This window comes from Paracoccus contaminans (assembly GCF_002105555.1).
Classification (GTDB): Bacteria; Pseudomonadota; Alphaproteobacteria; order Rhodobacterales; family Rhodobacteraceae; genus Paracoccus; species Paracoccus contaminans.
In genome coordinates, this window is record NZ_CP020612.1 from 373,024 (window position 1) to 385,292 (window position 12,269).

Annotated in this window: 8 protein-coding genes; 2 read left to right on the forward strand and 6 right to left on the reverse strand. The window is 68.4% G+C overall.

Features of this window, described 5'->3' with window-relative positions; all coding sequences use genetic code 11:
* Window positions 1-56: 56 nt before the first annotated feature.
* The 3 genes from B0A89_RS01835 to B0A89_RS01845 all read right to left on the reverse strand — a co-directional run bounded on the left by B0A89_RS01835 (window position 57) and on the right by B0A89_RS01845 (window position 5,102).
* Complete coding sequence (locus tag B0A89_RS01835; RefSeq protein WP_085376679.1) at window positions 57-2,597, reverse strand: penicillin-binding protein 1A; 2,541 nt, start codon at window positions 2,595-2,597, stop codon at window positions 57-59.
* Window positions 2,598-2,718: 121 nt separating this feature from the next.
* Window positions 2,719-3,963 (reverse strand): N-acetylmuramoyl-L-alanine amidase family protein, encoded by a 1,245-nt coding sequence (locus B0A89_RS01840; RefSeq protein ID WP_085376680.1) that lies wholly within the window; start codon window positions 3,961-3,963, stop codon window positions 2,719-2,721.
* The gene (locus B0A89_RS01845) at window positions 3,960-5,102 is read right to left on the reverse strand and encodes a pyridoxal phosphate-dependent aminotransferase (protein ID WP_085376681.1); all 1,143 of its coding nucleotides are present in this window, start codon (window positions 5,100-5,102) and stop codon (window positions 3,960-3,962) included. Before B0A89_RS01845 ends, B0A89_RS01840 begins: the two co-directional genes overlap by 4 nt.
* A 149-nt stretch (window positions 5,103-5,251) precedes the next feature.
* On the opposite strand from B0A89_RS01845, the gene B0A89_RS01850 reads away from it, so the two are divergent.
* A complete protein-coding gene (locus tag B0A89_RS01850; protein WP_085376682.1) occupies window positions 5,252-6,019 on the forward strand; it encodes a DsbA family protein in 768 nt (255 codons plus the stop codon).
* A gap of 606 nt (window positions 6,020-6,625) precedes the next feature.
* On the opposite strand, the gene ispG is transcribed toward B0A89_RS01850, so the two are convergent.
* From ispG to hemA, 3 genes are all read right to left on the reverse strand, one after another.
* Window positions 6,626-7,804 carry a flavodoxin-dependent (E)-4-hydroxy-3-methylbut-2-enyl-diphosphate synthase gene (gene ispG, locus B0A89_RS01855; protein ID WP_085376683.1) on the reverse strand — a complete coding sequence of 393 codons (1,179 nt, stop codon included), beginning with the start codon at window positions 7,802-7,804 and terminating at the stop codon, window positions 6,626-6,628.
* A 72-nt stretch (window positions 7,805-7,876) separates the two neighbouring features.
* Window positions 7,877-9,136: a helix-turn-helix domain-containing protein gene (locus B0A89_RS01860; protein ID WP_085376684.1), complete on the reverse strand. Its 1,260-nt coding sequence runs from the start codon at window positions 9,134-9,136 to the stop codon at window positions 7,877-7,879.
* A 112-nt stretch (window positions 9,137-9,248) separates the two neighbouring features.
* Complete coding sequence (gene hemA / locus B0A89_RS01865) at window positions 9,249-10,478, reverse strand: 5-aminolevulinate synthase (protein WP_085376685.1); 1,230 nt, start codon at window positions 10,476-10,478, stop codon at window positions 9,249-9,251.
* A 178-nt stretch (window positions 10,479-10,656) separates the two neighbouring features.
* Between hemA and B0A89_RS01870 the strand changes: the two genes are divergently transcribed.
* On the forward strand, window positions 10,657-12,042 hold the full coding sequence (locus tag B0A89_RS01870; RefSeq protein WP_085376686.1) for a dipeptidase: 1,386 nt from the start codon (window positions 10,657-10,659) through the stop codon (window positions 12,040-12,042).
* Window positions 12,043-12,269 lie beyond the last annotated feature (227 nt).

Sequence of the window (12,269 nt, forward strand, 5' to 3'; positions counted from 1 at the left end):
CCGCTCGGCCGCCCACGCACAAGACGGGCAGCCGGGCCGCAGTCAGAAGGGCCGGGTCAATACAGCCCGCCCGAACTCATCGAGCCATAGTCGGCCTTCTTGGGGATGATCTTCTTCTTGCCGGTCGATGTCGTCACCGCCTTGGCAGCCTTTTCGGTCACGTCGCTGCTTTTCTTGAAGCCGGGCAGCTGATCCTTGGGCACCCGCTGAAAGCCGCCATCCACGACCCGCTGCCCCGATGAGGGCGAGGTTCCGTTGCGGAAATATTCCGAGATGACGCCCTTGCCATAGGACACATCGGCGAAATACCCCCCCGGCGGCACCTTGAATTTCGTCCCGCCATACTGCTTGACCGCCTGGCGCATGAAGGCGTTGAATACCGGGACGCACAGCGTGCCCCCATAGGCGTTCGAGCCGAGGCTGCGCGGGTCGTCATAGCCCAGGTAACAGCCCGCGACCATGTTCGAGGTAAAGCCGATGAACCACACGTCCTTGGCGTCGTTGGTGGTGCCGGTCTTGCCCGCCACCGGCACCGGCAGCTTGACCCCCTTGCCCGAGCCGCGCTTGACCACCCCTTCGAGCATCGAGGTCAGCTGATAGGCGGTGATCGCGTCCATCACCCTTTCGCGATCCGATGCGATCACCGGCGCCGTGCCCGCCGGCAGGCTGCCCATGTCGCAGGTCCGGCAAAGGCGCTTGTCATGGCGATAGACGGTGCGGCCCCAGCGATCCTGCACCCGGTCCACCAGTGTCGGCTCGACCCGCTCGCCGCCATTGGCGAACATCGCATAGGCGGCGACCATCTTGAACAATGTGGTTTCCTGCGCCCCCAGGCTGTTGGCCAGGAAGGGCGCCAGCTTGTCATAGACGCCGAAGCGTTCGGCATAGCGCGCGACGGTCTGCATCCCGATATCCTGCGCGATGCGGATCGTCATGAGGTTGCGCGACTGCTCGATCCCCGTGCGCAGCGGGACCGGACCATAGAAACCGCCGCCCGAGTTCTTGGGCGTCCACAGCCCTTGCGGCGTGTTCACGGTGATCGGCTCGTCCGCGACGATCGTGGCGGGGGTATAGCCGTTGTCCAGCGCCGCGGCATAGACGAAGGGCTTGAAGGCCGAACCCGGCTGGCGCTGCGCCTGCGTCGCCCGGTTGAACACCGAGGACTGATAGCTGAAGCCCCCCTGCATCGCATAGACGCGGCCGGTGTTCACGTCCATCGCCATGAAGCCGCCCTCGATGCCGGGCACCTGGCGCAGCGTCCAGCGGATGAACTTGCGCGACCCGTCATCGACCATCCGGCGCACCAGCACAACATCGCCGACCGACAGCAGGTCAGATGCCACGCGTGCCTGCGGCGCGCGCTTGCGCCTTGGCAGCATCTTGCGCGCCCATTGGACATCGGCCGCGGGGATGATGTGCCCGCGCGCCCCGGCCTCGGGCGCATCATTCGCCACGCCCTCGATGCCGATCACGGCATCGGTCCTGCCCAGCGACAGAACGACCGCCGGCAGCCAGCCCTCGATGTCGCGCGGCACCTTGGCCCTGGCCAGCGCGGCGCGCCAGTGTTCCTCGCTGTCCAGCTGGTCGGGCGGGATCACCTGCCCGGTGCCGCGCCACAGCCCGATCCCGCGGTCATAGCGTTCCAGCGCGTCCTGCAACGCCTTGGCGGCGATCTTCTGCAACTGCGGCTCGACCGTGGCGCGGATGGACAGGCCGCCGCCGAAGAACTCCTCGGTGCCGAACTGGGCGGACAGCTGGCGGCGGATCTCGTCGGTGAAATAGTCGCGCGGCGGCAGGCTGTTGCGGAAGGCGGGGTAATCGCCGCCCTGCACCGATTTCAGCGGCAAGGCCGCCTCGGCCTTGTAGGTGTCTTCGGTCAGATAGCCGTTCTGCCACATCTCGCGCAGGACATAGTTGCGCCGTTCGGTCAGCTGTTCCCTGTCGCGCAGGACCGATCGCGAGGGCGCCTGCGGCATCGCCGCCAGCAGGGCCGCCTCGTGCGGTGCCAGGTCCGACAGGGGCTTGTTGAAATAGGTCTGCGCCGCCGCCCCCACGCCATAGCTGTTCTGGCCCAGAAAGATCTCGTTCAGATACAGTTCGAGGATCTTGTCCTTGGACAGCAGCTTGGTCAGCCGCGAGGCGATGATCAGTTCCTTGATCTTGCGTTCGGCGGTGCGGTCGGCGGACAGGAAGAAGTTCTTGGCGACCTGCTGGGTGATGGTCGAGGCGCCGCGCGCGCTTTCCCCGCGCGAGCGGATCATCTCGACCGCCGCTGCGGCCATCCCGCGGGGGTCATAGCCCTGATGGGTATAGAAGTTCTTGTCCTCGGCCGAAATGAAGGCCTGCTTGACCATGTCCGGCATCTCGCCGATCGGGACAAAGATGCGCCGTTCCTCGGCGAATTCGTCAATCAGCCTGCCTTCGCCGGAATAGATGCGGCTGATCGTCTTGGGGGCATAACGGGTCAGTTCCTCGGCGCCGGGCAGGTCGCGCGAATAGATCCAGAAGATGCCGCCGATGGTCAGCGCCAGGAACACGGAGGCCGTGACGAACCACGAGAACACCGCGCCGACAAAGTTCAGGACGAAACGGATCACTGACTGCCCACCACCGCAAACCGGGGCGCACCTATAGCGGTCAGCCCCCCTGCGGTCAAAGCAAGCTTGCGTCAGGCGGCATACTGCCGCCGCAGGGGCTGATGCCCGGGGGCCGACGGGCCTAGCGTGCAGGTTCCGGCGGCGCCGGGACGGCGGCGGCGGAGCCCGCCGTGACAGGGGCCGCTGCCGCGCCCTCGTCGGCGGCCCAGGCGCCGATCCCCTCGGCGATGGCCTGGGCCACACGCGCCCGCCAGTCGGGATCGAACAGGTTGGCCCGGTCGCCCGCATCGGTCAGAAAGCCCAGTTCCACCAGCAGCGAGGGAATATCGGGCGACTTCAGCACCGAGAACGCCGCCCCGCGCACCGGCACCCGGTGCATCGTCACGCCCGCCACGTTCAGCCGCGCGACCAGGTGACGCGCCGCATCCTGGCTGCGGGGCTGGGTGTCGATCCGGGCAAGGTCGATCAGGGCGCGGCTCACGTCCTCGTCTGTGTCCGACAGGTCCATCCCCGCCAGCAGGTCGCTGCGGTCGTGCAGCGCGGCAAGCTGGCGGGCGGCACGGTCGTTGGATTGGGGATCCCAGACATAGATGGTGGCACCGGCGGCCTCGCCCGCGGGCAGCGCATCGGCATGCAGGGAAACGAACAGATCCGCAGCTTGCGCCCGCGCGACCGAGGTGCGCCGTTCCAGCGGGACAAAGCGGTCCTCCTCGCGCGTCTGGACAACCTCGATGCCGCGTGCCTGCAGGGCGGCGGCAAGCTCGCGCGCAAAGCCCAGCATGAGGGCGCTTTCCGCGATGCCGCCGGCCTGCGCGCCCGAATCGATGCCGCCATGGCCAGGGTCAAGCACAACGCGCAGCCGGCCATCCGCCAAGGCGCGGCCCGGCCGGTTGCGGCCGATGGCGGCAGGCTCGGGCAGGTCGCGCAGCACGGTCAGCGCGTCCTTGCGGGGGGCAAAGGCTTTCGGGGCAACCGGCACCAGGCGCACCGACAGGGTTGCCGGCGCCCGGCCCATACGCGCGCTGTCCACTGCCATGGGTCCGGGCAGCGTCAGGACGGCACGCGCCCCGCCCCCCGGCGCCGGTCCCCAGCGCAGGCCCTGCGACTGGCCCGCAGCCTGCCCCTGCGCCGCCTGGGGGGGGCGCGTCCCGGCCAGGTCGATCACCAGCCGGGGCGGGCCGTCGATCAGGGCGAGGCGAAACGGCACGGCATGATCAAGGCCGATCGTCAGCGCCAGCGGGCGCGGCCGGCCCCGATCCCGGCCCTCGGCGGCGATGACGATGCGGGCGGGATCGACGCTGGCCACAGGCTCTGCCCCGGCAGGCAGCGCCGCAAGCAGCAGCGCGAGCAGGGGCCAAAGCCTCACCGTCCCGCCATCCAGGCGGCCAGGCGGTCCAGCGCCTCCTCGATCTCGGCGGTGCTGCGCGCATAGGACAGGCGCAGCGTTTGGCGGCCCCGCACCGGGTCGAAGTCGAGCCCCGGCGTGACCGCCACCCCAGCCCCGTCGAGGATCGCGGCCGCCAGCGCCATGCTGTCATCGGTCAGGTCCGAGACATCGGCATAGATGTAGAACGCCCCGTCCGGCGGCGCGATGCGGGTGATTCCCATCGCCGGCAGGCGATCGAGCATCAGGCTGCGGTTCGCGGCATACACCGCCAGGTTCGCCTCTGCCTCCGCCTCGCCCTCGGGCGACAGGGCGGCCAGCGCGGCAAGCTGGCTGGCATGGGGCGGACAGATGAACATGTTGGCCGCCAGCCGTTCCATGGCCCGGACCATGTCGCGCGGCACGACCATCCAGCCGATGCGCCAGCCGGTCATGCTGAAATACTTGGAAAAGCTGTTGATGACGATCACATCATCCGTCACCTCAAGCGCGCTGGCGCAGCGCGCGCCATAGCTCAGCCCGTGATAGATCTCGTCCGAGATCAGCGCCGCCCCCAGTTCGGCCGTGCGTGCGGCCAGCGCCGCCAGCGCATCGCGGCCCAGCATCGTGCCCGAAGGATTGCCGGGCGAGGCGATCATCACCCCCTGCACCCCGGCAGGGATATCCTCGGGAACGGGCTGATAGCGGTTTTCGGGCCGGGTCTGCAGGCCCACCGGCTCGACCGACATGGCGCGCAGGATCTGGCGATAGCTGGGATAACCCGGCTCGCCCACGGCCACCCGGTCGCCCGCGTCGAACAGCGCCGAGAAGGCCAGCATGAAGGCCCCGGACGAGCCGGGGGTGATGACCACCCGCGCCGGATCGAGATCGATGCCATACCAGCGCCGGTAGAGCGCGGCGATCCCCGCGCGCAGCGCCGGCAGGCCGAGGGCGACCGTATAGCCCAGCGGCTCGTCCAGCGCCGCTGCCAGCGCCCGGCGCGCGGCCGCCGGGGCCGGGGTCGAGGGCTGGCCGACCTCCATGTGGATGATGCGGCGCCCTGCCGCCTCGGCCAGCCGGGCCTGTTCCATCACGTCCATGACGATGAACGGATCGACCTGCCCGCGCCGCGATTGCCTCATGCCCGTTCCCCTGCCTGCGCGCTGCCTCGTCTGCGCTTTTCGCCCCGCGCCGCCCCCCTGGTCAAGCAGGCCCGCCATCACGGCGAGTTGGGCTGGACAGGGAAGGCGCGCTTCGCCAAGGTCGCGCGCGACAAGCGAAAGGACGCGCCATGAAATCCCTGCTGACCGCCGCGGCCTTGATGGCCGCCAGCGCCCTGCCCCTGTCCGTCCAGCCTGCCGCAGCCTTTGATCCGGCGAGCATGACCGAGGCGGAAAAGACTGCCTTCGGCGAGGCCGTGCGCGATTACATCATGTCCAACCCCCAGGTGCTGGTCGAGGCCGTCAACCAGATGGAGGCGCAGCGCCTTGCCGACGAGAGCAAGAACGACAAGGCGCTGGTGGCGGCGAACAGGGCCGAGATCATGGATGACGGCCGGTCATGGGTCGGCGGCAACCCCAAAGGCGACCTGACGATGGTCGAGTTCATCGACTATCGTTGCGGCTATTGCCGCAAGGTCGCCTCCGAGGTGGACGAGGTCGTGGCAAAGGACGGCAATATCCGCCTGATCCTGAAGGAATTCCCGATCCTCGGCCGCGAGAGCGAACTGGCCTCGCGCTATGCCATCGCGGTCAAGCAGACGGCGGGTGCCGATGCCTACAAGGCCGCCCATGACAAGCTGTATGCAATGCGGGGCGAGGTGACGATGGAGTCGCTGGGCGCGCTGGCAGCCGAACAGGGATTGGACGCGCAGGCCATCACCCGCCACATGAACAGCGAGGCGGTGACGGCCGAGATCCGCGCCAATCGCCAGCTGGCCGAAAAGATGCAGATCATGGGCACCCCGACCTTCGTGATCGGTCCCGAACTGCTGCGCGGCATTCCCTCGACCGGGATGACTGCGGCAATCGAGCAGATCCGCAAGGGCGCGCAGGGCTGAGCGGCCGGACCGGGGGTTTCACACCCCCGGACCCCCGTGGGATATTTCCGGCCGCCCGAAGACGGGTAACGGTTCCTTAATCAGCCGATGCTAGACAAGCCGGGCGGAACAGGCGGGGACGCCGATGGCCGCGCCGACCGAAGGCCGCCCTCACCCGCGTAGGTGAGGGCGTGCGGTCCTCAGGCGGCCCGAAATATCCTCGGGGGTGAATGGCGCGGCACGCGCCAGAGGGGGCAGACAGCCCCCTTTCTTTCAAGAAGCCGAGCGGCCGAAGGTGCGTGGGCCAGCTGCGACGGGCGTCGCTGTCCTTGCGGAACACGTCTCCGGGCGCGCAGGGTTGCCCTGCAGAAACCGATTTCCCGTCTTTCCCGGCCGTGCACCGGCCCCGCGTGCAGGCGGCTGGCGCTTGGAAACACGTCTGCCTGTCTTATTCCGAAAACCGAGGCACTGACTGCGACCGGGCGGACGGTGGGAAGCCGTTCCCCGCCCTGTCGTGCCGGCCGCGTCACTGTCCTGCGGCAGCAGGTTTGAAGAGTCGTCGCCGGCCGTCGCAGCCCGTCCTGCCATGCGGGCGAAAGACCTGGGGGAGGCCGTCAGCCCGCCCGGTCAGCTGGCGGCAGGGGCCCTGTGCAGCGTCCCGGCCGTCTCAGTCGCCGCCGGCTTTGCCGGGTCAGGCATGCCGGCCTTCTGCACCTCCTCGGCGCGCTTCTCGACCAGTTCGACGATATGGTCGATCATCTGGTCGTTGGTCATCTTGTGGCTCTGGCGGCCGGCCACATAGATCATGCCGCTGCCCGCCCCGCCGCCGGTGAAGCCCAGATCGGTCATCAGCGCCTCGCCGGGGCCGTTCACGACGCAGCCGATGATCGACAGGCTCATCGGCGTCTTGATGTGCTCCAGCCGCTTTTCCAGTATTTCAACGGTGCGGATCACGTCAAAGCCCTGCCGTGCGCAGCTGGGGCAGCTGATGATCTGCACACCGCGGGTACGCAGGCCCAGCGACTTGAGAATCTCGTAGCCGACCTTGACCTCCTCGACCGGATCGGCGGACAGCGAAACGCGGATCGTGTCGCCGATGCCCATCCACAGCAGGTTCCCCATCCCGATCGCGGACTTGACCGTTCCGCCGCGCAGCCCCCCCGCCTCGGTGATGCCAAGATGGATGGGGGCATCGGTCGCCTCGGCCAGTTGCTGATAGGCGGCGGCGGCCAGGAACACGTCGGATGCCTTGACGCTGATCTTGAACTCGTGAAAGTCGTTGTCCTGCAACAGCTTGATATGATCCAACCCGGATTCAACCATCGCGTCCGGGCATGGCTCGCCGTATTTTTCAAGCAGATGCCGTTCCAGTGATCCGGCGTTCACGCCGATGCGGATGGAACAGCCATGATCGCGCGCGGCCTGCACCACCTCGCGAACCCGGCGGGCATCGCCGATATTGCCGGGGTTGATGCGCAGGCAGGCGGCGCCCGCCTCCGCCGCCTCGATGGCCCGGCGGTAGTGGAAATGGATGTCGGCAACGATGGGCACCGGGCTTTCGCGGCAGATCTCGCGCAAGGCGGCGGTCGATGCCTCGTCCGGGGTGGATACGCGCACGATATCGGCCCCCGCCTCGGCGGCCGCGATCACCTGGGCAAGCGTGGCGCGCACATCGCTGGTGTCGGTATTGGTCATCGTCTGGACGCTGATCGGCGCATCCCCCCCGACGGGAACCTTCCCGACCATGATCCTGCGGCTGGGCCGGCGGTCGATGTTTCGCCACGGGCGGATGGGATTATGGGTCATGGGCGCGGCCTTTCGCTGACCCGCGACAGATAGGCTTCCCGTCCCGCGGAGGCAACCGCCGCCCTTATCCGATCAGTCCTGCACGGGGGGGGCGACCAGCCCGCCAAGCGCGACCATCCGCGCCAGTTCGGGATCGGCTGCCGGATTGGCCAGTGCAAAGCGGCTGGGCAGGGTAACAGGCGACAATTCGACATTCTTGACCACCTGCGCGCCTGGTGCGGCCGGTCCATAGGTCTGGCCGTCCAGCGCGAAATAGATCGCGCCCGAATTGCCCGTGCGCAGCGTGGGCGGCTGTTCGGTGGAGGGCAGCGCGAAACGCTCGCCCGCATCCATTGTCTTTTCCAGCAGCACCGTTCCGTCTGCGGCCCGCACCCTTACCCAGGCTGCCCGCGCCGCAAGGATCTCGATGCGCGGCGCATCGGGCGCAAGGGTGCGCACCGGCTGCGGCTCGCCCGCGCCGGGCGGCTGGCCGGCAATCTGGCCGGACAGTTGCGGGCCGACCTGCATTGCCAGCTGGCGGGCAGCGGCCCCCTGCGGCGCCGCCTCGGCCTGCCGGACAGGCTCGGTCCCTTCGGCGGGCAGGCCCGGGTCGATGGCCGCGATCGGCGTGTCGCGCGGGGTCAGCACCGGCACGTCCAGCGCCTGCGGGCGATAGACCCGGTCGAGCGCCTCGGGCTGGGGCAGGTCTGCAGCGCCCGTCTCGGCCTGATCCGCTACGCCGACATTCTGCACGGGATCGAGCGCGGCAATGACTGCCGGGGCCTGGTCCGAGGGCGTCAGGTTCACCTTCTGCACCTGCTGAAGCACCGACCAGCCCGCATAGCCCAGCCCGAAGACCAGCGCGACCAGCACCAGCAGCGAGCCGACCGCCCCCGGCTCGACCGAGGACCAGAAGCTTTCGCGCTGCGGGATGAACAGCGCCTTGGGGTTGGCCAGCGCCTCTGCCGGATCAGACGGGCGCCGGGTCGGCTTGGGCCCGGCGGCTGCCGGGGCCATGCCGTGGATCGGCTGAAAGCCGGATTCGGCGCAGAACCGGCGGAACACCCAGTCCTGATCCATCCCCAGATAACGCGCATAGGAACGGACATAGCCCGAGATGAAGCTGGGCGCGTCAAAGGCCGAGATGTCGCAATTCTCGATCGCGGCGACATAGGAGGCGCGGATCCGCAGCTCGCGCTGGACATCCAGCAGCGACTTGCCCAGCGTGGCCCGTTCGCCGCGCATGATGTCGCCCAGGCGCATCTCGAAATCGTCGAAGCCCGGCGCTGCCCCAGCCGCGCCGACATCCTGCATGGAACCGTCCGCGATCGCCGACGCCCGCACCCCGATCATCCCTGCCTGCCTCGCCTCGCATCGCCGATCCGCCGCCCGCAGACGAATCCGGCATTATTTGGTTATCGGCAGATTATCACTGCCCTGCGATGTTATACACCGCAGAGTTGCGTCACGCCACGTTGTGCGCGCGATTCAGCGCGCAGCGTGACCAGAGCGCATCCATGGCCCGCACCAGATGGTCGATCTGCCGCGCGTCATGGACCGGCGAGGGCGTGAAGCGCAGCCGTTCCGTGCCGCGCGGGACGGTGGGAAAGTTGATCGGCTGCACATAGATGCCGTAATCGGCCAGCAGCATGTCCGACAGCGCCTTGCAGTGGACGGGGTTGCCGACATGGACCGGGACGATATGGCTGCCGCGGTCGTCGATGGGCATGCCCAGACCCTTCAGCCGCATCTTGAGGATGCGCGCGTGCAGCTGCTGGGCATCGCGCAGCACCTGCCCGCCAGGGGTCTTGAGAAAGGCGATCGAGGCCGCCGCCCCCGCAGCCACGGCCGGGGGGATCGAGGTGGTGAAGATGAAGCCCGGCGCATAGCTGCGGATCGCGTCGCACATCCGCGCGCTGGCCGCGATATAGCCGCCGAACACGCCGAAGGCCTTGCCCAGCGTGCCGTTGAAGATGTCGATGCGGTCCATCAGCCCGTCGCGCTCGGCCACGCCGCCGCCGCGGCGGCCATACATGCCGACGGCGTGAACCTCGTCCAGATAGGTCAGCGCCCCGAATTCCGCCGCCAGGTCGCAGATCTCGGCGATGGGGCCGAAATCGCCATCCATCGAATAGATGGATTCAAAGGCGATCAGCTTGGGCGCGGCAGGATCGTCGGCGGCCAGCAGCTCGCGCAGATGGGCCAGGTCATTGTGGCGGAAGATGCGCTTGGCCCCGGCCTCGCGGCGGATGCCCTCGATCATCGAGGCGTGGTTCAGTTCGTCCGAATAGATGATGAGGCCGGGGAACAGCTTGCGCAGCGTGGACAGCGTCGCATCATTGGCGATGTAGGCCGAGGAAAAGACCAGCGCGGCCTCTTTCCCGTGCAGGTCGGCCAGTTCGCCTTCCAGCCGCTTGTGATAGACGGTCGTGCCCGAGATGTTGCGCGTTCCGCCCGAGCCCGCGCCCGTGGCGTCCAGCGCCTGGTGCATCGCCGCCAGCACGACGGGATGCTGGCCCATGCCCAGGTAATCATTGCCGCACCAGATGGTGATTTCCTGTTCGCCCCCGTCGGGGCGGTTCCAGATCGCCTTGGGATAGGCGCCCTTGCGCCGTTCCAGATCAATGAACACACGATAGCGGCCTTCGTCATGCAGGCGCTGGATCGCCTGGTCAAGTGCTGCATCATAGTCCATCGCTGGCTCCCTCGCGTAACGGGCTGGGCTTGCGTCGCGGGCCTGTCGGGACCATCGTCCCGGCCGCGGCAGCTTCCTGATAACGACCAACGCCGCAGAATGACATGGCAAAAATCCCGTGATGCGACAAAAGGACACCGCGGGAAGTTGATGGATCCAATCGGAAAAGGATGGGGCGATGGAAACCGATGACAGGCTGGGCGAGGTGCTCGGGGCGCTTGACGCAGGACTTCCGGCGGCGCTGGACCGGCTGATCGACTTCGTTCGTATCCCTTCGGTCTCGACCGATCCGGCCTATGCGGCGGATGTGCGCCGGGCCGCGGAATGGCTGCGCGGCGAACTCGCCGCCCTCGGGTTCGAGGCCGCCTTGCGCGAGACGGCCGGCCATCCGGTGGTGCTGGCCCGTTCCGCGCCGGGCGGAGGGCGTTCGCTGCTGTTCTATGGCCATTACGATGTCCAGCCGGTGGACCCGGTGGAGCTGTGGGACCATGATCCCTTCGACGCCCGTGTCGAGGACCGCGCGGCCGGCGCGGTGATCCGCGGCCGCGGCGCCTCGGACGACAAGGGGCAGCTGATGACCTTTGTCGAGGCATGCCGGGCCTGGAAGGCGGTGCATGGCAGCGTGCCGGCCGGGCTGACCTTGCTGTTCGAGGGCGAGGAGGAGTGCGGCTCGCCCTCGCTGGCGCCGTTCTTGGCCGCCCATGCGGACGAGCTGCGCGCCAGCCTGGCGCTGATCTGCGACACGGGCATGTATGCCGACGGCCGGCCCGCGATCACCACCCAGCTGCGCGGCCTGATGGGCGAGGAGATCGTCGTGCGCGCCGCCGACCGCGACCTGCATTCGGGCAATTTCGGCGGCCTTGCGGCGAACCCGATCCAGGTGCTGGTGAACGCGCTGGCCGGCATCAAGGACGACAGCGGGCGGGTGACGCTGCCCGGCTTTTACGATGGCGTGGACGAGCTGACGAACCAGCTGCGCGCCGACTGGGACGATCTGGGCTTTGACGCCGCGGAATACCTCTCGCGCGTGGGGCTGAGCCAGCCGATCGGCGAACGCGGCCGCACCGGGCTGGAAATGGTATGGAACCGCCCCACCTTTGAGATCAACGGCATCGCCGGGGGCTATGCGGGCGACGGGTTCAAGACCGTGCTTCCGGCCGAAGCGCGGGCCAAGGTGTCCTGCCGCCTCGTCGGCACCCAGGACCCCGAGGCGATTCGCGCGGCCCTGCAGGCCCATGTGCGCGCCCATGTCCCTGCGGATTGCACGGTCGAGTTCCACCCTCATGGCAGCGCGCCGGCCAGCCGCATGGACATCACCGACCCCGCCTTTGCCGCCGCGCGCGCAGCCCTGACCGAGGAATGGGGACGCGAGGCGGCCTATATCGGGGCGGGCGGTTCGATCCCCGTCGGCGGTGATTTTCAGCGTATCCTGGGCATGGATGTCATGCTGATCGGCTTTGGCCGGGATGATGACCGCATCCATTCGCCGAACGAGAAATACAACGTCGAAAGCTTTGCCAAGGGCGCGCGCAGCTGGGCCAGGGTGCTGGCCGCCATCCGCTGAGATCCCTGCGGGCGGCGCGCCCGAGCGGCGCCGCCGCCTTGCCCTTGGCCGCCCCGCTGCGGGTGGCGGGGCCGCCGCATCATCCTGGACCCGCGCCAGCCACTTGCCCGACATCCGATGGATCTGTGGCAAAACGACCGCCCGCGGCGCAACGGCACTGCGCTCTCCGGCGCTTCTGCCCCGGGGCAGAGGCGGGATGGCCGGGTTGCCGCCAGACGCGGGCAGCC